At 67.7% G+C, this 20951-nt stretch carries 18 protein-coding genes and 1 pseudogene; 13 read left to right on the top strand and 6 right to left on the bottom strand.

Annotated features, from left to right (window positions below):
* Nucleotides 1-267: 267 nt before the first annotated feature.
* Complete coding sequence (locus M1203_RS36435; protein ID WP_249954153.1) at nucleotides 268-786, bottom strand: hypothetical protein; 519 nt, start codon at nucleotides 784-786, stop codon at nucleotides 268-270.
* A gap of 121 nt (nucleotides 787-907) precedes the next feature.
* Here M1203_RS36435 and M1203_RS36425 point away from each other — a divergent pair, with 121 nt between their 5' ends.
* The 3 genes and pseudogenes from M1203_RS36425 to M1203_RS36415 all read left to right on the top strand — a co-directional run bounded on the left by M1203_RS36425 (nucleotide 908) and on the right by M1203_RS36415 (nucleotide 3499).
* A complete protein-coding gene (locus M1203_RS36425; RefSeq protein WP_283959424.1) occupies nucleotides 908-1531 on the top strand; it encodes a helix-turn-helix domain-containing protein in 624 nt (207 codons plus the stop codon).
* A gap of 65 nt (nucleotides 1532-1596) precedes the next feature.
* Nucleotides 1597-1686: pseudogene (locus tag M1203_RS36420) on the top strand (IS5/IS1182 family transposase); the annotation flags it as partial.
* 628 nt (nucleotides 1687-2314) lie between these two features.
* Entirely contained in the window at nucleotides 2315-3499 is a 1185-nt protein-coding gene (locus M1203_RS36415; RefSeq protein ID WP_249954152.1) for an MFS transporter, read from the top strand.
* Nucleotides 3500-3672: 173 nt separating this feature from the next.
* Here M1203_RS36415 and M1203_RS36410 read toward each other — a convergent pair whose 3' ends face one another.
* The gene (locus M1203_RS36410; RefSeq protein ID WP_249954151.1) at nucleotides 3673-3960 is read right to left on the bottom strand and encodes a hypothetical protein; all 288 of its coding nucleotides are present in this window, start codon (nucleotides 3958-3960) and stop codon (nucleotides 3673-3675) included.
* Nucleotides 3961-4105: 145 nt separating this feature from the next.
* Between M1203_RS36410 and M1203_RS39350 the strand changes: the two genes are divergently transcribed.
* Nucleotides 4106-4399, top strand: coding sequence for a LuxR C-terminal-related transcriptional regulator (locus M1203_RS39350; protein WP_374404782.1), 294 nt, complete (start codon nucleotides 4106-4108; stop codon nucleotides 4397-4399).
* 103 nt (nucleotides 4400-4502) lie between these two features.
* Here the strand turns inward: M1203_RS39350 and ispG are convergent, their stop codons facing one another.
* From ispG to ispH, 3 genes are all read right to left on the bottom strand, one after another.
* Nucleotides 4503-5645 (bottom strand): flavodoxin-dependent (E)-4-hydroxy-3-methylbut-2-enyl-diphosphate synthase, encoded by a 1143-nt coding sequence (ispG, locus tag M1203_RS36405; RefSeq protein ID WP_249954150.1) that lies wholly within the window; start codon nucleotides 5643-5645, stop codon nucleotides 4503-4505.
* Nucleotides 5642-7465: a 1-deoxy-D-xylulose-5-phosphate synthase gene (locus M1203_RS36400; RefSeq protein ID WP_249954149.1), complete on the bottom strand. Its 1824-nt coding sequence runs from the start codon at nucleotides 7463-7465 to the stop codon at nucleotides 5642-5644. The genes ispG and M1203_RS36400 overlap by 4 nt, the downstream gene beginning before the upstream one ends.
* A gap of 129 nt (nucleotides 7466-7594) precedes the next feature.
* A complete protein-coding gene (gene ispH / locus M1203_RS36395; protein WP_249954148.1) occupies nucleotides 7595-8545 on the bottom strand; it encodes a 4-hydroxy-3-methylbut-2-enyl diphosphate reductase in 951 nt (316 codons plus the stop codon).
* A 489-nt stretch (nucleotides 8546-9034) separates the two neighbouring features.
* On the opposite strand from ispH, the gene M1203_RS36390 reads away from it, so the two are divergent.
* Both M1203_RS36390 and M1203_RS36385 read left to right on the top strand, forming a co-directional pair.
* Nucleotides 9035-9946 carry a methyltransferase domain-containing protein gene (locus tag M1203_RS36390; RefSeq protein ID WP_249954147.1) on the top strand — a complete coding sequence of 304 codons (912 nt, stop codon included), beginning with the start codon at nucleotides 9035-9037 and terminating at the stop codon, nucleotides 9944-9946.
* 165 nt (nucleotides 9947-10111) lie between these two features.
* Complete coding sequence (locus M1203_RS36385) at nucleotides 10112-10942, top strand: methyltransferase domain-containing protein (protein ID WP_249954146.1); 831 nt, start codon at nucleotides 10112-10114, stop codon at nucleotides 10940-10942.
* A 142-nt stretch (nucleotides 10943-11084) separates the two neighbouring features.
* Here M1203_RS36385 and M1203_RS36380 read toward each other — a convergent pair whose 3' ends face one another.
* On the bottom strand, nucleotides 11085-12392 hold the full coding sequence (locus M1203_RS36380) for a cytochrome P450 (protein ID WP_249954145.1): 1308 nt from the start codon (nucleotides 12390-12392) through the stop codon (nucleotides 11085-11087).
* 576 nt (nucleotides 12393-12968) lie between these two features.
* On the opposite strand from M1203_RS36380, the gene M1203_RS36375 reads away from it, so the two are divergent.
* From M1203_RS36375 to M1203_RS36345, 7 genes are all read left to right on the top strand, one after another.
* Nucleotides 12969-14006: a polyprenyl synthetase family protein gene (locus M1203_RS36375; RefSeq protein ID WP_249954144.1), complete on the top strand. Its 1038-nt coding sequence runs from the start codon at nucleotides 12969-12971 to the stop codon at nucleotides 14004-14006.
* A gap of 142 nt (nucleotides 14007-14148) precedes the next feature.
* A complete protein-coding gene (locus M1203_RS36370; protein WP_249954143.1) occupies nucleotides 14149-15321 on the top strand; it encodes a cytochrome P450 in 1173 nt (390 codons plus the stop codon).
* Nucleotides 15322-15331: 10 nt separating this feature from the next.
* On the top strand, nucleotides 15332-16228 hold the full coding sequence (locus M1203_RS36365; protein WP_249954142.1) for a UbiA family prenyltransferase: 897 nt from the start codon (nucleotides 15332-15334) through the stop codon (nucleotides 16226-16228).
* Nucleotides 16229-16242: 14 nt separating this feature from the next.
* Complete coding sequence (locus M1203_RS36360) at nucleotides 16243-17073, top strand: arylamine N-acetyltransferase (RefSeq protein ID WP_249954141.1); 831 nt, start codon at nucleotides 16243-16245, stop codon at nucleotides 17071-17073.
* Nucleotides 17073-19175, top strand: a complete 2103-nt coding sequence (pabB, locus tag M1203_RS36355; protein ID WP_249954156.1) for an aminodeoxychorismate synthase component I — start codon at nucleotides 17073-17075, stop codon at nucleotides 19173-19175. Before M1203_RS36360 ends, pabB begins: the two co-directional genes overlap by 1 nt.
* A gap of 8 nt (nucleotides 19176-19183) precedes the next feature.
* A complete protein-coding gene (locus M1203_RS36350) occupies nucleotides 19184-19999 on the top strand; it encodes an aminotransferase class IV (protein ID WP_249954140.1) in 816 nt (271 codons plus the stop codon).
* Nucleotides 20000-20012: 13 nt separating this feature from the next.
* Nucleotides 20013-20942 (top strand): diiron oxygenase, encoded by a 930-nt coding sequence (locus tag M1203_RS36345; protein WP_249954139.1) that lies wholly within the window; start codon nucleotides 20013-20015, stop codon nucleotides 20940-20942.
* Nucleotides 20943-20951 lie beyond the last annotated feature (9 nt).

Raw genomic sequence — 20951 nt, 5'->3', positions numbered from 1 at the left:
TACCGACCGCACCTCATCGACGGCTGCCTCATAGGCACCGGCCTGACCATGACCAACTGACACGATCAGGCCGACATCACACATTCAAGTTCAGTAGCCGGACCAGGACCGTCTGGCAGTGCCAGCCCGTCCCGACGTTGTCGGGGCTGCTTACCATCCGGCTCGGCATCCCCCGAGCCGAACCCACCCGCTACGACAAGCTCGCCGTCCGCTACGAGGCGACCGCCCTCGTCGCTGCCCTCAACGAGTGGCTGTGAGCCTCGGCCGTCACGCGGTGGGATCCACGTTCCACGCCGCAGGCAGACAGCTGCCGCAGAAGACGCAGACGAAGTCGTCTTCTCGCACGATGTTGTGCTCCTGGCAGTCGGGGCACCGCCGGAATACAACCTCGTGGGTGAAGCCGGAAGGCGGCCGGAGCTCTACCGCATCCAGAGCACGGGCGACCTCCGCCCAGGAGCTGACGCCCGGGCAGTATCCGGTGGACTGGTTGCTGACCTCGCTCACGGTCCATCGGTCTGCTTCGCGCATGAAGCTGATCTCGCCGGCACCCAGAACCATGTCTCCGCCGGCACAGGCCACGTGCTCACTTCGCCGTGGCGCCAGCCGAAGCACACCATCCATACCGACCACGAAGGTGAACGGTTCGGCCAGCTCCGCCGCCGATTGCTCCACGATCCAGCCACCGAAGTCAGCCGCCGAGCTGATTTGACGCCCGCCATCAGGCCGGACCGCAGCCTTCAGCTCAACCGGTCCGACATATCGATAACTCCGCCCGCGCCCACGCACGTCACACAACCTAGAGCACCTCCGACGCAGTAGGTCCCGCCTTGCGGCCGAGGAAGTGAGCCGTGCCCCCGGTGCTGTCGGCACCAGGGTCCGGGACTCGGTCAGGCTTACCCCTGCCCTCATGGTTGACCGCACCGTCAATCCGCTGGGCGAATATCTGCGGGCTCGTCGAGAGCTACTGCGTCCCGCGGATGTCGGTTTTCCCGAGGCCGCACGTCGGCGCGTGCCCGGCCTGCGCCGCGAGGAAGTCGCGACGCTCTCCGGTATCAGCGTGGACTACTACCTCGGTCTGGAACCCGGCAGGGAGGCCGACGATCCGGATCTGGAGACGCTGGTAAGCGAACTGTCCCTGCGCAGCGAGAGATTTCGACGTCTCTGGGCGAGGCACGATGTCCGGGGCAGCACGAATGGAGGGGCCACGATCACACACCCGCGGGTCGGTACGCCCGACCCTCGCGATCCGCGCGGCGTACGGCACGCCTCCCAACTGCGAACCGACTCCGCACCCCGCGCCACGGCGGCCAGGCGCAACGCGACTGCGCCGAAGCACTGGCATCCCGTCAGGGAAACATTTGAGCCATTGCCTTGCCGGCGGCTGATTCGCCTTGATCGCCGCGATGCAGTGGGCGTTTTTGTCCTGGAAAAGGAGGCGGCGTGGGCCTGTGAAGTGCTGAGGCGAGCAAGTGATTCAAGCCAGACGCATGTAAAGCGCAGCAATTTGACCTGCTCACACTCGGACAGGTAAGGGGGTTTGTTTATCCTTTCGGCCAAGCCTTGATCGCCCCCACTGGACTCCAGCACCTCGGCGGGGAACTGTCCGGCGCGAAGAAAACCGTCGGCAAGATCATGGTGATCGCGGACGGCGGCTACCGCGGCACCGGTCCGGTCATCCCGCACCGCCACATGGGCGCCGTATTGCCCGTATCCGCTAATTCTCGGACCGAATCGCGCCCGCTTCGGGTTGATGCACCCGACGAGGCAACGCTCACCCATGGCCAATTCGGAGATTCGGGATGGGGAATTACATGACGCTCAAACCACCCAAGCCGGGGAAATTGATCGTCGAAACCGAATCTCGATCAGCTTGAACATCCGCCGACGTTCCTCGGTGCCGGGCTTGATTCCAGCCAGCTCGCACCGCATCGTTGACACGATTGAAGGGCTTCACCCAGACTCAATTCCGGTAGGGCGGATTCCGCGTATGCAAAACCCGGAGCGGCATACCCGTAACCTGCGGTGATCCTGGATGATCATGGGCTTCTGTCCTAATCCTCCATGCATCGAGTATTTCGCTGCCCGGCGAAGTTGAGCAGGAGGTCAAGTGGCGTGATCACGTGTATGCGGCATGCTCGGCGCATTGATGAGTGCTTCTTTGTTCAATTCACGAGCGTCAGGCTTTCGATGAGCCGTCTACCTCAGGACTGAGTCCCGATGAACTCTGAGCAGACACTTCGTATTCGTTCTCCCGAGCGGAGAAACTTGATGGCTGAATGGACTGATTCGATTGAGTGGATCTAACAAATGGGTTGTGCTCATCGGCTCGTTCCTGGCCTACATGTTCGACGCGCTGGAAATCTTGCTGCTGTCGTTCATGTTGCCTGTGATCCGCGCCGATCTGGGACTCACGACGACACAGGGCGGCCTGCTCGCCACAGCGACGTTGCTCGGGATCGGGGTGAGCAGCGTGACTGTCGGCTGGCTCGCCGACAACTACGGCCGTAAACGGGCGTTGATGGTTTCGCTCGCGGTGTTCGGCGTGTTCACCGCGGCGATCCTGGGGGTTCATGGTTTCACGATGTTCCTGGTGCTGCGTTTCGTGGCGGGTCTGGGGCTCGGAGGGGTCTGGGGCGTGGTGTCGACCTATGTGGTCGAGACGTGGCCGGCCGCGCAACGGGGTCGTGCGGTTGCGTTCGTGCTCAGCTCGTTCCCGATCGGCGGGGTGGTTGCCGCGGCACTGTCGGGTGCGTTGCTGCCGGACTGGCGTCTCTTGTTCTTCATCGGCGGGGTGGGCGTGGTGATCCCGCTGGTCATCGTCGGACTGTTCTTCCGTGAGTCGGCCGAGTGGGTTGAGCAGAAGACCACGCCGGTGAAGGTGACAGAGATCTTCGCTCCGGGACTGCGCAAGAACACATTGCTCGGTGCGACCGTGGCAACGCTCGCGATGTTCGGGGCGTGGGGCGCGTCCACGTGGCTGCCCACTTACCTGGGGACCGACAAGGGCATCCCGGCCGCGACGGTCGCGGTGTTCATGACGGTGCTCAATCTCGGGATGTTCATCGGCTACAACGTCTTCGGGCTGATCGCCGACCGGATCGGCCGCAAGTACGCACTGGTGCTGTCACTGGCCGGTGTGGCGCTGACCTTGCCGCTGTACGTGGTCGCCGCTGACCGTACGGCGTTGCTGTGGCTGGGTCCGATGTTCGCCTTCTTCGCCGCTTACGCGGGCATCTTCGGTGTGTACATGGGTGAGTTGTTCCCGACCAGGGTGCGGACGACCGGTGCCGGATTCTGCTACAACATCGGGCGTGGTGTGTCCGCGTTCGCTCCGCTCACGCTGGGTGTGCTGGCTGTCAACGCGGGGTTCGGCGCTGGTCTGCTGGTGTGTGCGGGCTTCATGGCCTGCGCGGCGATCGCCATGACCTTCCTGCCTGACCTGCGCGGCGCGACCAAGCTGCAAGCCTCAGCGGCACAGTTGGCGGACAGCCGGCCGTGAGTCCAGCCGGAAGCGGATCGCGAAACCGGCGTTCGTCGAGCCGTCGAACGCCGGCGTCGCACACGTACAACCGGCACTGGCACCACGTCAGTCAAGTGTTTCGACCGGCTTCTTCTCCACTGTGCCGTCCGGGTGGGGTCGCCCCGCGCGGAACACGGAACAGATGAGCCGTCTCACTTGCGGTCCACCGGATCGTTGTCACCGGTCCGCCAGAGGTAACTGCGCACCGAGAGCGACGCGGCGCGCATGGCCGCGCGGATGTCGTCGAGGTCTTCGCCGGCGAGCTCGCCACGCGCCGGGGTGAGCGTGGGCAGCATCAGCCTGGCCGCCTCCAGCAGGCACAGCGTCGCGTCCAGCTGTGCGCTGGCCGGCAGTCTGCTCAGGTCCTCGTGCAGGGTCTGAATCAGGGCGTCCGGTTCTGTCGGCGCTGTTGTCCCGGTGTCGCGCGCGAAGTTCGTCACGGCTGTTCCTCGAAGCTGCTCCACTGTGGACACAAGGCTGAGTCTTCTCTCCGGGGTTGCATGCGCGGGAATTCCGAGGTGGACGGAAAATGACGTGTCGCGACGGCGTAACAGTGACAAAGAAGTAGCCGGCCGGACGGAATGGATGCGTGCCATGGATAATGATCAGAAGGGCTGCGAAGTGTCCCAGCCGGTCGGTGGCTGGGCTCTCAGCTCGGTACAGGCCAGGATCCTGGAGGGTGTTGCGGCCGGCTTCTCCAGCGGGCGACTTTCGAGAGAGTTGCACCTCAGTTCGAAGACCATTGACTATCACGTCCGTGTCATGTCGGACAAGCTGCAGGCGCCGAATCGTGTCTCGTTGGTTTCGAGGGCGTTCGTCCTCCAGATTCTGCGCACAGATTCGTGGCCCCCGCGCATTGCTTCTGAAACCGTGGACTGACGCTGGGTGGTTCGCGAGAACGTAAGGAGTCCGTACGTTCATGCGTGAACTGTATTCCTCGCGATTCCTCGCGATTCCTCGCGTCATCGGACCGGTGCGACCGTCACGCCTCGACGTCCACGCCCCTTTCCTCGGCGATGCGTACGGCCTCGGCCAGGAGGGTCTCCACGATCTGTGACTCGGGCACCGTGCGGATCACCTTGCCCTTGACGAAGATCTGACCCTTGCCGTTGCCCGCGGCGACACCGATGTCGGCCTCGCGCGCCTCGCCGGGCCCGTTGACGACACAGCCCATCACCGCCACCCGCAACGGCACCGGGAACCCCTCAAGTGCCGCGGTGACCCGCTCGGCGAGGGTGTGCACATCGACCTGGGCCCGGCCGCACGACGGGCACGACACGATGTCAAGACCCCGTGGCCGCAACCCGAGCGACTCCAGGATCTGCGCGCCGACCTTGACCTCCTCGACCGGCGGTGCGGAGAGCGAGACGCGGATGGTGTCACCGATGCCCTCCGCGAGCAGCGCGCCGAACGCGACCGCGGACTTGACAGTGCCCTGGAACCGGGGGCCCGCCTCGGTCACGCCGAGATGCAGCGGGTAGTCGCACCGGCCGGCGAGCTTGCGGTACGCCTCGATCATCACCACCGGGTCATGGTGCTTCACCGAGATCTTCAGGTCGGTGTAGCCGTGCTCCTCGAACAACGAGCACTCCCACAGCGCCGATTCCACCAGCGCCTCCGGGGTGACGCCGCCGTGCTTGCGCAGCAACCGCTTGTCCAGCGACCCGGCGTTCACTCCGATCCGGATCGGGATGCCCGCGTCCTTGGCCGCACGGGCGATCGCGCCGACCTGGTCGTCGAACTGGCGGATGTTGCCGGGGTTGACCCGTACCGCGGCGCAGCCGGCGTCGATCGCGGCGAACACGTACTTCGGCTGGAAGTGGATGTCAGCGATCAGCGGGATGCCCGACTTGCGGGCGATCACCGGCAGCGCGGCCGCGTCGTCCGCCGTCGGCACGGCGACCCGTACGATCTCGCAGCCCGCCGCGGTGAGCTCGGCGATCTGCCGCAGCGTGGCGTCGATGTCGGCGGTGGACGTGGTGGTCATCGACTGCACGGACACCGGCGCGAGGCCGCCGACCGGCACCGTGCCCACCATGATCTGGCGGGACGTCCGCCGCGTGGCCACCGAGAGCGGGACCGCGTCCTTGCGTGGCAAGGGCATTCCCAGATCGACGGTCGTCAATGTTCCTCCCCTGAGTGAACCGGCCAGGTGCCGGGGTAGTCGATGCCCGCCGTCGCCGGTGCGGCGTCGAGGCCGGCCAGCAGCTCCACCACGGCCCTGATGATGTTCTGCGCGGTCAGCCCGCAGGCGGCGAGCACCTCGGCCCTGGAGCCGTGGCCGAGGAACCGCCTCGGGATGCCGAACTCGCGCAGCGGGGTGTGCACGTCGGCGTCCCGCAGCGCCTGCGCGATCGCGGAACCGACACCACCCGCACGGCTGTTGTCCTCGATCGTGATCGCGAGCCGGTGGCGGCGGGCCACGTCGGCCAGCGCGGGGTTGACCGGGGTGACCCACCTCGGGTCCACCACCGTCACCCCGATGCCCTGTGCCCGCACACCGTCGGCGACGGTGAGCGCGAGCCCGGCCAGCCCACCCACCGCGGTGATCAGCACGTCCAGCCGGCCGGAACGGCGCAGCACGTCAATCCCGTTGAACGTGGCGACGGCGGGCAGGTCCTCACCGGCGGGGCCTTTGGGGAACCGCAGCAGTGTCGGACCTTCGTCCCACGCCACCGCCTCGGCCAGCAGTTCGGCCAGCCGGGTGCCGTCCCGCGGCGCCGCGATCCGCAGCCCCGGCACCACCTGAAGCACCGACAGGTCCCACATGCCGTTGTGGCTCGGCCCGTCGTCGCCGGTCACCCCGGACCGGTCGAGGACGAACGTCACCGGGCGGCGGTGCAGCGCGACGTCCATGAGCAGTTGGTCGAGCGCGCGGTTGACGAACGTGGAGTAGATGGCCACCACCGGGTGCGCGCCGCCCATGGACAACCCCGCGGCCATCGTGACCGCGTGCTGCTCGGCGATGCCGACGTCGATCACCCGGTGCGGAAACCTGCGCTGGAGCGGCAGGAGCCCGGTCGGCTCGGTCATCGCGGCCGTGACCGCCACGAGGTCGTCGCGCTGCTCGGCCAGTTCGACCAGTTTCTCGCCGAACACCGACGTGAACGACGGGGGCGACGCCTTCAGCGCCTGCCCGGTGTGCGGGTCCATCGGTTTGACGGCGTGGCCGAGGTCGAGGTCGTTGGTCTCGGTGTGCCGGTACCCCCTGCCCTTGGCGGTGATCACATGCACCACCACCGGCCCGCCCAGTGCGACCGCGTGGCGCAGGGAGTCCTGGACGGCGGAGAGGTCGTGACCGTCGACGGGGCCGAGGTATCCGAGCCCGAGTTGTCCGAACACGCCCGGCCCGCGCCCGGCGCGCAGGTCGGCCAGATGCTCGGCCAGCCCGCCGACGGTCGGTGCGTAGGAGCGTTGGTTGTCGTTGAGCACGATGACGAGCGGGCGCTCCGGCCCGCCCGCGATGTTGTTGAGCGCCTCCCAGGCCATGCCGCCGGTCATCGCGCCGTCGCCGATGATCGCGACGGTCGCCCGGTCGCGTCGGCCGAGGTGGGCGTCCGCCCTGGCCAGCCCGTCCGCATAGGACAGCGCGGTGGACGCGTGCGAGTTCTCCACCAGGTCGTGCTCGGACTCCTCCCGGCTCGGGTAGCCGGACACCCCGCCGGACTTGCGCAGCCGGTCGAACCCGGCCTGGCGGCCCGTGAGGATCTTGTGCACGTAGGACTGGTGCCCCGTGTCCCACAGCAACCGGTCCCGCGGGGACTCGAACACCGTGTGCAACGCGATGGTCAGCTCGACCACACCCAGGTTGGGCCCGAGATGTCCCCCGGTCGCGGAGACCCGCTCGATCAGGAACGCGCGGATCTCCCCGGCGAGGTCGCGGAGCTCCCCGGCGGTCAGCTCACGCAGCCGCGCCGGGTCGCGCACGGTTTCCAGCAGCGCCATGTCGAACAGTGCTCCTCACCCGGTGTCGAGGCGGCCGCGGCCGCCCTCTCGGTCAGTACGGGCCGACTGCCCGGCGCGATGCCGGTTCGGCCGACGGCCTCGTGTGGTGGCCGACGCCCGGTAGGACCCTCATGGCACGTCCGCCACTCCGGTCAGCCGCGTGGGCGGGGAGAACACGATGTCCTCGGTCGCCACCCGTTCCACGGACGTGTCCGCGTAACCCAGTTCGGCGAGCCGGTCGAGCAGCTGGGCGACGAGGATCTCCGGCGCGCTCGCCCCGGCGCTCACACCGACCGTGCTCGCGCCGGCCAGCCACGCGGGGTCGAAGTGGGTCACGTCCGGCACCAGTTCGGCCCGGCCGCCGAGCCTGCGCGCCACCTCGACCATCCGGATCGAGTTGCTGGAGTTGGCCGAGCCGACCACCAGCACCAGGTCGCACCGGTCCACGATGGCCCTGATGCCGTCCTGGCGGTTCTGGCTGGCGTAACAGATGTCGTCGGTGGCGGGCCCGCGCAGGTCGGTGAACTTGCGCTGGAGCACGGCGATGATGTCCCTGGTCTCGTCCACCGAGAGCGTGGTCTGGGTGAGGTAGGCGACCGGTGCGTCGGGGGGAAGGTCCAGTGCCTCCGCGTCGGCGACCGTCTCGATGATGACCGTCCGGTCGGGAGCGTGTCCGTAGGTGCCCTCGACCTCCTCGTGGTCCGCGTGCCCGACCAGCAGCAACGTCCGTCCGTCGCGGGCGAACCGGCGGGCCTCCTGGTGCACCTTGGCCACCAGGGGGCAGGTCGCGTCGAGGACGTCCAGCCCGCGTGCGTCCGCGTTCCGCCGCACCTGCGGGGAGACACCGTGCGCGGAGAAGACACACACCGCGCCCTCCGGCACCTCCTGCTCGGAGTCGACGAACCGGACACCCCGGCGCTGGAACTCGCTTACCACGTAGTGGTTGTGCACGATCTCCTTGCGGACGTAGACCGGCGCTCCGTGCTGTTCCAGCGCGAGGTCGATGATGGCTATCGCTCGGCGTACACCGGCACACAAGCTCCGCGGCTCGGCCAGCAGGACCCGCTTACCGTCACTCATTCCCACTCCGTTCCGTGCCATGACGTCCGCGCCGGAGCGCCTGGCCTGCGTTGCCGAACAGGGCATCCGCGCCGGTCGGCAGAAACCGAGTCCTTCTCAGGAAGTCCTGTCTGCCGTGGGGTGCCGGCGTAATAGCCGGACTCGAATACGGCCTTGATGCCGTCCAGCAGCTATCATTCCGCAGGGTAGTCCAATCCAGGCCTTACGCCGTCTTCTTTGGGGTTTTTCCTAAAGTCGAAGATGCTCACGCCGCGTCGTTGACACGACCTGGGCTGTCCCTCCAGGCTGGAATCCAATGGCTGCCAGTCAATTTCAGGGCGACTCATAGATTCCGGATCATGAGGCGGCTCTGTATTTCGAACGAAGCGCTGCTGTCGCCCGGTGCCGGGTGACTCTCGTGTGTGGGAGGTGCCGGCGCGGCAGATGAACATGGAATCCGGTCCGGCGATAGCCGAACGTCGTCGGCATCCGAGCTCTGGAGGAGTGACCGTGTCAAATCTGGACGAAATGTCGAGTTCACCTCAAACAGTGCTGGAGTTTCAGGGTGACGTACGAATAGTCGGCCAGTACTACGACGACAAAACGGCCAGGCTTGTTCGCAAATACGGGCCTGGCCCCAGGATTCACTATCATGTGGGTTACTACCCTTCCTCCGAAACGCCACTGCATGCGGACGACGTGACGCCGGATGACATTCGCCGCAGCATACGGCTCCATCAAGAGGGTCTGCTGCGGTACGCGGCCAAGATCTGGGGCGCTGAACACCGGCTGTCGGGGAGGATCCTGGATGTCGGCTGCGGTCTTGGCGGGGGCTCGCTCTTCTGGGCACAGGAATACGGCGCCGACGTCACGGCGGTCACCAATGCGCCGGACCACACGCCGATAGTCGACGGGTTCGCGCGGGAGTGCGGTCTGGGCGGGAAGGTCCGGACGCTGGTCAGCGACGCGATGCAGCTCCCCTTGGACGGCGGCCCCTACGACGCGGCAGTGGCAGTCGAGAGCAGCGGATACTTCGACCGCCCTGTGTGGTTCGAGCGTCTGGCGCAGGTGCTTCGTCCGGGCGCGAGTGTGTGCGTCGAGGAAGTATTCACCACACGCCCGCACGGGGCCGATGTGTGGGCCGAATACTTCTACACAAAACCGGCTACGGTGCTCGACTACGCGGAAGCCGCGAGGTCTGCCGGTTTTGAGTTGGTCGATGACGTCGACGCCACGTCGGAGACCGCGCCGTTCTGGGACGAGAGTGCCGCCTGGACGAAGGCGGTACTGGACAGTGACAACAGCCTTTCAGCGGTCGACCGCAGGCAGCTGAGGATATCTCTGCTGGCGAACCAGGCGCTTGGCGCCGAATGGCGCGCAGGGGGCTTGCGGCTGGGCTTCTTGCGCTTCGAGCTCAAGTGAGCGAATGGCTCAGGACACCGGAAATTGACTTACGTGGTCGCCGGTAGATCACGCGGGCGCTCGGCCGGGGTTGCCCAGCCGAGCGCAGCGGGTTTCCGCCCGCCTCTCGACTCGACGCCGCCGCGACTTACCGCCACGTTCACTTTCACAGATACGGATTTCCTCATGACGCTCCAGCAGTTTCCCGCTCCCAGCGACGTCGCAGGCATGTACGACGGGATCGGTCAGATCTACGGTTCCGCGTGGGGCCCCAACAAACACTACGGCTACTGGGAGAACGACGCCGACGACAGCTCCATCGAGGAAGCCACCGACCGCCTGACCGACATGATGATCTCAGGCATCGCCGCACAGGCCGGCCAGCGGGTCCTGGACATCGGCTGCGGCATCGGCCATCCCGCGCTGCGGCTCGTCCGCGCTTGTGACGTGGACGTGTTGGGCATCTCCGTCAGCCATGTCCAGGTGGCGCGGGCCAAGGAACTCGCGGCCGCGGCCGGGCTCGCCGACCGGGCCACGTTCCAGTTCACGGACGCGATGGACATGCCCTTCCCCGACGGCTCGTTCGACGCGGCCTGGGCGTTCGAGTCGATGTGGCACATGCCCGACCGCGGCCAGGTGCTCTCCGAGACCGCCCGCGTCCTGCGCCCCGGCGGCCGCCTCGCCATCGCCGACGTCATCGAGCGCGGCCCGGTCAGCCCTGAGGGACGCGTGGTCCTGGACCACATCTGCGAGAACTACGCGGTGCGCTCCTTGGGCACTGTGGACGAATACCGGACGGCGCTGGCCGCCAGCGGTTTCGTCGACGTGGAGATCCGTGACATCAGCGACAACGTCTCCCGTACCCTCGCGGTCATGGCCGACGCCGTGGAGACCGTCCGCGACAAGCTGGCCGGGCTGGTCGGCGAGGAACAGGCCACCTCGCTCATCGACTTCATGCGCTTGTCCGCGGTCACCCCGGAGAGCGGCTATCTCTTCCTGACCGCCGTCCGCGCTTGACCGCGCGCCGTCCCCGGTTCTGAGCTCAAGCCGAAACGGCCCGCCGGTTGAGCTGACGGGCCGTCTCAGGATGCCGAGGCCGGCCGGCATCCTGATCCGCGGAACCGGGGGTCCACGCCTTCCATGCCGTCGGACCCGTGAGTCAAGTGAGTTCTGCCGGGGCCAATGTGCCGGCCGGATCTCCCGACGACGGCCCGGATGCCCGTCCCCGCTGCCGCACCCGCAACTCGGTCAGCGCCCGAAGCGGGAACACCGGCCGGTGACGTGGCGGCGGCCCCGGTGCCAGAGTCAGATCGGGCATCCTCGCGGCGATGGCCTGTATCGCGATCTCCAGTTCCAGGCGGGCGAATCCGGCTCCGAGGCAGAAGTGGATGCCGTGCCCGAACGCGAGATGCGTGGCCGACCCACTGCCGGGACTGAACCCGGCCGGACACGCGTGGGAGCGGCTGTCCCGGCCGGCCGCTCCGTACAGCAGAAGCAGCCGGCTCCCCGCGGCCAGGTGGACGTCGCCGACCACCACGTCATGGAGCGCGGTCCGGTACATGCCCGCCAGCGGACTGTCGAACCGCAACCCCTCCTCGACCAGGTCCCGTGGGGCGATCGTCCCGTCGACCACCTCGGCCCAGCCGCCGGGTGATCGAAGCTGCTGGAAGAGGATCGTGCCGAGCGCCTCGGCACAGGTCATGTGTCCCGCGAAGATCAGCGTGGGGATCTGGACCGCGGCCTCGTCGGCGGTGAGCGTGTTGCCCGCCTTGCCTTCGTGGAGCAGTTCACTGATCAGGTCGTCCCGCGGTGAGGCGAGCCGCTCCTGTACGAGTGATCGGGCGAACGCTCCGAAGTCCACCAGCCCCCGGGCGTATGCACGCAGCTGGTCAGGATCGGTGTCGCGCTGCAGCATCATGAGTTCGATGCGCTGCTCGGACCAGGTGCGGCAGCGGTCGAGGTACTCGTCCGGGATCCCGAGGCGCCGGCAGATCACCTCAAGGGCGTACGGAACGGCGAACTCCGTGATGAAGTCGAACTCCGCCGCGACCGCGGTCCGCTCGGCGAGGTCGGTGGCGATCGCACGGACCGTGGGTTCGAACGCTCTGAGACTGGCCGGTGTGAACCCGACGTTGAGCACTTCCCTGATCCTGGTGTGCTCGGGAGGGTCGAGTGAGCCGACGGCCAGAGCACCGGCACCGCGCCATGTGCGCAGCATCCGACTCACGTCGTCGGGCAACGCGACCGTGGAACGGGGGTTGTGGTCGCGCGCCGTGAAGTTGCGGTCGTCCCGTAGCACGGCGACCATGTCCTCGCGCCGGGTGACGCACCACGCGCCGAGCAACGGGGCGTAGAACACCGGCTCCGTCTCTGAGCCGTCGGCCAGGAATGAATACGGGTCGTCGCGATGTGCGCCGTACGGGTCGAACGACCTGCCTTCGTGTAATTGCCCAGAATCAACTGACATAGCCATTCCGCCTCTCCAGCTTTCAGTGGACCATTCCCGCTGATGAGCAGTGACGTCGTGTGATGTCGTGGGAAGGTCCGGTGCCTTCGCGTCGGCAACCGTCTCGATGATGACCGTCCGGCCGGGGGCGTACCCGTAGGTGCCCCCGACCGTCCCGTCGTCCGCAGGGAGTTGTCTGCCGTGGGGTGCCGGCTTAATAGCCGGACTCGAATACGGCCTTCGTGCCGCCCAGCAGTCATCATTCCGCAGGGTAGTCCAATCCAGGCCTTACACCGTCTTCTTTGGGGTTTTTCCTAAAGTCGAAGATGCTCACGCCGCGTCGTTGACACGACACGATGAGGTCGTTGAGGATGGCGGTCGGAACGGTCACGCAAATTCGGGTGATCATGAGCTTTGCGCAAGCCTTCGTCATCGACAGTTCGCCGAGGTTTCACCGCACGGCGAGGTGGGGCGAGGGCTGAGAAGGTATTTACGCAGCATATCCCGCACAGTGATTATCGGTGATGCAATTCGCGAACCCCATGCGCGTAGTTCTGACCAGGAATTGGGAAGGCGCCCGACCGGAGGAGAATCTCGATGAGCGCACTCGACACCTCGTCGACCGGGCTCCCATCCTTCCTGTCGCCGAGGATGGTGCGGTCCACGGTATTGCCCGTCATGCGGCAGCGGGCTGCCGCGTTGGAGCCGACGCTGGCCCGGATCTGCTCCTACCACCTCGGCTTCATCGACGAACACGGTGACCCCAGCGGTGCGGCGCGCGGCAAGCTGACCCGGGCCGCCCTCATGATGGCGGCGGCCGATGGAGTCGGCCTCCGGCCGGAGGACGTACGGTGCCAGGCGGCGGCACTGGAGTTGCTGCACAACTCGACCCTGATCCACGACGACATCATCGACGCGGACGAGCTGCGTCGCGGCCGCCCGGCCGCGTGGAAGGTGTTCGGCGCCGGTCTGGCCATCCTCGCCGGGGACGCGCTGCAGGCTCTTGCGCTGCGGATGGTCGTCGACGACCCCGGCCCCGGCCGTGCGGACATCTCCAGCGTGTTCGCCGAAGCCCTCGGCCTGGTTCTCGCGGGCCAGGCTCGCGAGCTCACCGTCCGGCTGGGTCCGGGCACCGGCATCGCGGAGTACGACCGAATCGTGGAGGAGAAGACGTCCGCGCTGCTGGAGTGCGCACTGGTGACGCCCGCCCTGCGGGCGGCCCAACCGGAGCACGTCCTGACTGCCCTGCGCGGCGCGGGCAGGCATCTGGGCCTCGCTTTCCAGATCTTCAACGATGTCGAGGACATCTGGGGCGACCCCGCCGTGACCGGCAAGCCCGTCCGGAGCGACCTCCTGCGGCGCAACCCGAGTTTTCCGGTGCTGGCGGCCTTGTCCGCCGACGGCCCGGCCGGCGAACGGCTGCGCCGGCTGTGGCAGGCCGACGGAACCACGGCAGCGCACCTGCGGGAGATGGCCGACCTCGTCGAGGAATCCGGCGGCCGGCACACGGCCGAGCGGCTGTCCCGCGACCATCTGGACTCGGCTCTGGAGCACCTCGGACGAGCCGAGCTGTCCCCGGCCGCGTCCGACGAACTGACCGCGCTGTTCGACCGCATCGTCAACCGCACGCCATGACCCGTACTCCCGTTACCGCATGGGGGCCGGCCGGCAGGTCTGCCTTCCCCGTTCCTCGACGGACACCGGGGCGACGAGCTCCCGTACGTCGTGATCGTCTTCGACATGGTGGTCCGAACCTCGATTCCGGCGGAGGCCGTCAGTGAGTACCCCAGCTCAATTGCCTTTCGAGCAGACGAATGTGCTGCGACTCGCGCCAGGGCTGCGCACGCTCCAATCCCGGGGCGCGGTCCATCGGGTTCGTACCGCCGAGGGCGACGAGGCGTGGCTGGTCACCGGTCATGCCTGGGTGAGGCAATTGCTCGACGACGACCGGCTCGGCCGCTCCCATCCCGATCCGGAGGCCGCGGCGAAGGACCCCGGGTCGGCGCTTCTCGCCGGCCTGCTGGGCGACTTCGCCACCGACCACGCTCGGTTGCGTGCGCTGCTGGAGCCGCACTTCTCACCCGAGCGGATGCAGGCGCTGCGGCCCCACGTCGAGAAACTGACCGGGCAACTGCTGGACGCACTGGCCGGGCAGAAGCCACCGGTGGACCTGCGTCAGGCGTTGGCGCTGTCACTGCCCATTCAGGTGATGTGCGAGTGGCTGGGCGTGCCCCACGAGGACAAGGACCGGTTCGGCGGCTGGACCCAGGACGCCGCCAACGTCGGGGACCCGGTCAGATCCAAGCAGGGGATGGGCGAGTTGTTCGGCTATTGCAGGCAACTCGTCGCTGACAAACGGCGAGATCCGGGCGATGACGTGATCTCCAGGATCTGCGCGACCGAGGGGATCAACGACAACGAGGTCATCGGGCTGACGGCGTTGTTGCTGTTCGGTGGTTATGAGACCACGGTGGCCCGGATCGGCACCTGTGTGTCGCTGTTGCTGGCCAACCCCGAGCAGTGGCAGGCGTTGCTGCACGACCCGGGTCTCATCCCCGGCGCGGTCGAGGAAACCCTGCGGATGTCGATGCCGAATCCGCACAACGGCGGCATGCCCCGTTATGCGCTGACGGACTTCGAGATCGACGGGGTCACCATCCGGACCGGCGACTTCGTGCTGCTGAACATCATCGCGGCCAACCACGACGAGACGGCCTTCGCCGATCCCGGCCGGGTCGATGTCACGCGCGACACCACGGGCAGCCTCATGTTCGGGCACGGTGCGCACTACTGCGTCGGCGCGATGCTGGCCCGGATGCAGCTGCGGGTGGTGCTCACCCAGCTCGTCGCGCGATTCCCGACCCTGCGGCTGGCTGTCGGTGCGCAGGAGCTGAGGCTGCGCCACAACACGCTGATCGGCGGGTTGATCCAGCTTCCGGTGACCTGGTGATTGGATCCTGATGCTGTACAAGATATCCACGGGCGTCGTCACGAAGAGCCCGGATTCGGTCCGCGCGTATCTCCTGTTGATGCGACTGGACAGGCCTACGGGGTACGTGCTCTATCTGCTTCCGGGGCTGTGGGCCCTCGCCCTCGCCCCCGGGCAACGACCGGACCCGCTGACGGTGGTGGTGGTCGCTGTCGCCGCGGTGCTGGTGCGCGGCGCGGCCTGCGCGGTCAACGACGTGGTCGACAAGGACGTCGACGCCCGAGTCGCCCGCACCGTGTCGCGTCCTGTCGCGTCGGGGACGATCAGCGTCAGGAACGCACTCCTGTTCGCCGCCGCACAGGCCGTGGTCGCACTGCTGGTCCTGGCGGTGGCGAACGTGGAGACAGCCCTGGTCGCCGGTGCCTCGTACCCGCTGATCGTCGCGTACCCCTACATGAAGCGCGTCTTCTTCTGGCCCTCGGCCTTCCTGGCCCTGGTGATGAGCGTCTACGTGCTGATCGGCTGGACGGCGGTGACCGGGAGCGTCGACTACCCGCCCGCGGTGTACGGCCTGTACGCCGGCGGGGCCTTCTGGACCCTGATTCACGACGCGATCTACTCCCATCAGGACAAGGAGTACGACCGGAACATCGGTGTCAAGTCTTCCGCTCTGCTGTTCGGCAGAGCCACCAAGGCGTGGCTGGCGATCTTCGTCGTGCTCAGCGTCGGCGGTGTGCTGTGGGCCGGTTCCCAGACGTCGATCGGGTGGGCGTTCCACCTGATCGTCGTGGTCGCGGGAATCTTTCTGTCCTATCTGCTCGTACGTGTGGACCTGGATGATCCGACATCGTGCTGGGACGCCTTTGTCGCCAACACCTACTTCGGCTGGATCATTCTCGCGGCCGTGGTCGCCGGGCAGTTCACATGAAGAATGAGCCAGGTGTGACGGATTCGATGTGGCAGGGGAGTGGCGTCGACCTGGACGCCTACCTGACCCGCGTGGGCTACCAGGGCGACGTGGCTCCGGACCTCGCCACACTGCGGGGCCTGCACGCCGCGCATGTCGACGCGATCGCCTTCGACAACCTCGACGCGGTGCTCGGGCGCACGACGGTGCCGCTGGACCTGGACAGCGTCCAGGAGAAGATCGTGCGGCAGGGCCGCGGCGGCTGGTGCCTGGAACAGGTCGTGCTGATGGCGGCCGTGCTGGACCGCATCGGGTTCACGTTCACGGCGTTCGCCGGCCGGACGCGGATCCGCACCGGGAGCAGGTTCGGGCCGGCCCTGCACGTGGCCCTGTGCGTGGAGCTCGACGGCGAACGCTGGCTCCACGACGTGAGTTTCGGTGGCTACGGGCCGCACGAGCCGATTCAGCTCGCGGAGAACGCGCGGCTGGACGGCGACTGGTCGTTCGATCTCGTGCGGGAGCCGACCGGTGAACACGTGCTGCGGTTCCTGCGGCCGGAGGGACCGGCAGAGCTCTACGGCTTCACCACGGACGTGCGCTATCCGTCGGACTTCGAGCTCCTCCACCACTTCTGCCTCACACATCCGCGCTCGCCGTTCAACCACCGGATGGTCCTCCAGCGCACACAGCCCGAAGTGAGGCACCTCCTCGTCGGCAGCACTCTCACGGAAATACGTCCCGCGAAGCCGGCGACCTTCCGGGAACTCGATGTGGACGAGACGCTTTCCGCTCCCGAGGAGATCTTCGGGATCACCCTGGAACCGGCCGACGTCCGGGCGCTCCGGACAATCGTGGACGGCCCATGATGCGTACCTTGCTGCTGGACAACTATGACTCGTACACCTTCAACCTGTACCAGTTGATCGCCGGCATCAACGGCCAGGAGCCCGTCGTCATGGTCAACGACGATCCGATGCTGTCCACACTGAGGCTGGAGGACTTCGACAACATCGTGGTCTCACCCGGCCCCGGACGGCCGCAGAACCCCCGCGACGTCGGCTTCGTCGGCGATCTGCTGCGCCGCACCACGCTGCCCGTGCTGGGCGTCTGTCTGGGCCATCAGATGATCGCGCACCTGGCCGGAGCGTCGGTGGTCGCCGCGCCCGAACCGAGACACGGGCACCTCGCCAAGGTCTCCCACGAGGGAGATCCGCTGTTCGCCGGAGTTCCGCGTGAATTCGTCGCGGTTCGCTACCACTCGCTGTGCGTGCGGGAGCCCCTGCCCGAAGAACTCGTCGCCACCGCGTGGGCGGACGACGGTGTGCTCATGGCGCTGCGTCACCGCGATCTGCCGCAGTGGGGCGTGCAGTTCCACCCCGAGTCGATCGCTTCCCAGTACGGGCGTGAGATCCTGCGGAACTTCACCGAACTGACCCGCCGGACGCGGCACGGACAACGGCCACGCGCCACCGTCACCAACACCGTCACCGCACCGTCCGACGACATGCCCGGCGCGGTCGAGGGACTGGGAATCATCAGCACGGTCGTGTCGACCGCCGCCGATTCCGAGGCCATCTTCCTCAAGCTCTTCGACAACATCCCCTACTGCTTCTGGCTGGACAGCAGCCGGGTGGAGGAAGGCCTGTCCCGGTTCTCGTTCCTCGGCGACACGTCAGGTCCGCTCAGCGAGGTCCTGACCTACCGCACCGGCGGCGGGACAGTGGAGGTACGCGATGCGAACGGCGTCCGCCGCGTCACCGGCGGCGTGTTCGACGTCCTCGATCAGCGGCTGCGCGAACGGCGCGTCCCCGACTCGGACCTGCCCTTCGACCTGAACGGCGGCTACGTCGGCTACTTCGGCTACGAACTCAAGGCCGAATGCGGGGCCACGGCCGGCCACACCGCCGAAACGCCCGACGCCATCTGGATGTTCGCCGATCGCGTCATCGCGGTCGATCACCAGGAGGGACTGACCTACCTGGTGGCCGTCCACGACGAGAAGACCCGGCGCGACGCCCAGGAGTGGGTGGAACGGACGACCGCGCTCCTGATGGGCCTGAACCCGGCCGACTCCGCGCCGCCGCGCGAACCGGCCGCCGGCCCGCCCCCGGATGCCGAGGAGTACCTCGGCCGCGGCAGGAACCAGTACCTGGCGGACATCACGGAGTGCCGGCGGCAGCTGAACCGGGGCGAGAGCTACGAGATCTGTCTGACCAACATGTTGCACATGCCGTTCCATGACGACGACACGTCCTTCTACCTGAGGCTGCGCCGGGCGAACCCGGCACCGTACGCCGCGCTCCTACGCCTCGGAGACATCACGGTCTTCAGCTCCTCGCCGGAGCGGTTCCTGCGCATTGAGCGAGACCGCACGGTCACCAGCAAGCCGATCAAGGGCACGGCCCCTCGCTCCGCCGACCCGGTGCGCGACGCCGAACTGGCCGCCACCCTCGCCTCAAGCGCCAAGACTCAGGCCGAGAACCTGATGATCGTCGACCTGCTGCGCAACGACCTGGGCCGGGTGTGCGAGGTCGGCAGCATCGAAGTCGACCCGTACCTGGCCGTCGAGAGCTACGAGACCGTGCACCAACTGGTCTCCACTGTCCGCGGACGGCTCAACGACGGGGTCAGCGCGATGGACTGCGCACGGCAGTGCTTCCCCGGCGGGTCGATGACCGGGGCGCCGAAGCTGCGCACCATGGAGATCATCGACCGTCTGGAGACGGAGGCCCGGGGTGTCTACTCCGGTGCCCTCGGCTACTTCGGCCTCTCCGGCGGCACGGACCTGAACATCGTGATCCGCACCGCGGTCCGCGTCGGTGACCGGCTGACCATCGGCGCCGGCGGGGCGATCGTGCTCGACTCCGACCCCCATGAAGAGTACGAGGAGATGCTGCTCAAGGCGGCGGCGTCGCTCCGCGCCCGGCGTGCGCCGGCGGTGTCGGACGTGGGCGGATCCCCACGATGAACACAGCGATGAGCACAGCGACCGCCCAGGGCGTCCGCCGGTGGTGGGACGCCGCCGGCGGATGGTCGACGGCCGACGCCGCCGGGACGGTGCTGGTCATCGACTCCTGGCTCGTGGACGAGGGACGGGTGCGGGGACTCGACCGGCACGCCGAACGCTTCGGGTCGGCCTGCGACCGCTTCTCCGAACCGGGAGCGGAACAGATCAACCGGTTCCTGCGGGCGGTCGCCGAGTCGCTGCCCGCCCGAGGCCGATGGTTTCCTCGTGTCGAACTCGTGGAGACCGGATCAGGCACGCGGCTGCGGATGTGGCTGCGTCCCGCGCCACCGCGCACCGCGACCGCCCGGTTGTGGACCGCGGCGGGACCCGACCGTCGTCGACTGCCGGCCGTCAAGGGCGCCGACCTGGACCACCTGGCTTCCCTGCGCGCCGCCGCGGCCACGGCGGGAGCCGACGAGGCGCTGCTGGTCTCGGCGCGAGGGCATGTGGTCGAAGGCGCGTCCACGAGCATCGTCTGGTGGCGGGGCGACACGCTGTGCGGGCCGCCACCCGGCCCCGGCCTGCTCTCCGGGATCACCCGCGCCCTGCTCGGCGAGCTCGCCCGTACGGCGGGCCACCAGGTCGTCACCGAGCAGGCCACCGTGCCGGATCTCGTTGGTGTGCCCGTCTGGACGCTGAACGCCCTGCACGGCATCCGGCCGGTCACCGAAGGGCTGGGCCGGTTCCAGGACACGGACGCCGCACTGGCCGAGCGCTGGCAGTCGCGCCTGGCCGCGCTCGCCGTTCCGGCCGACGCCTCCCTGATTCCTGTGGTGAACCCATGAAGGAGGTTTCCCGATGACCGCGGTACGTGAAGTGCACGAGTACGAGCGTGACTTGCTGGTGCGGTTGACGCTCCGCTGGGGGAAGCGAGTGGCCGTCAAGAAGGACGAGCTCGACCTCGACGGTCACTTCGACGCGGCGCTGCCGGACTTCCCCGAACACCTCGTCCCGGTGCTGGCCCTGCCCGGTGCCGACCGGCTCGACCGGGACGCCCGCGAGCGCATCCTGTCCGCGGCGTGGATCGCCTACAACGCCAAGACCGCGGCCATCGAGGACGAGATCATCCTGCCGGCCTGCCGGTTGATGCTCCAGGAACGGATCCCCGTCCGCCGCGACGACACCGCCGTCGACGCGCTGCACCAGACGATCATCGATGAGCACTATCACATCCTGATGTGCCACAACGCCGTCGGCGTCACCCGAAGGCGGCGCGACCTGACGGACCTCCGGTTCGCGCCGGGCGTCTGGTCGGTCGTCCAGGGACGGAACGCGGTCCGCGCCGGGCTGTCCGGGCTCGACCGCGACATCGTCGACATCGCGTTCTCCCTGGCCGCCGAGACGACGATCAGCGGGTTCCTCTCCGCACTCGCCACCGCGCAGGAGATCCAGCCGATGAACCGGATCACCACCGATCTGCACCGGCGGGACGAGAGCGGACACGCGGTGGTGTTCCGCGAGCTGTGCGGCTCGCTCTACCGGAACCTGGACGGGACACAGCAGGGGGCGTTCCGCGAGGCACTCGTCACCGGGCTGGCCGCGTTCCGCTCCTCGGACCTGGACCCCTGGGTGACCGTGGCGGCCCAGGGCGGCTTCGAGATCGACACCGGTCAGCTGAGCGAGTGGGCCGCCTCCCGTCCCGTGCCCGCGCGGGACACCGGACCGTTGCAGGTGCTCCTCGACGACCTGGGCATCAGCCACGACCTCGTCGAGATGGTCCAGCGCTGACGGCCCCGC

It is taken from the genome of Streptomyces sp. 35G-GA-8 (assembly GCF_023534745.1).
Taxonomy (GTDB): domain Bacteria; phylum Actinomycetota; class Actinomycetes; order Streptomycetales; family Streptomycetaceae; genus Streptomyces.
The sequence above is the reverse complement of the archived record's forward strand: the minus strand, read 5'-3'. Positions and strand labels throughout refer to the sequence as shown.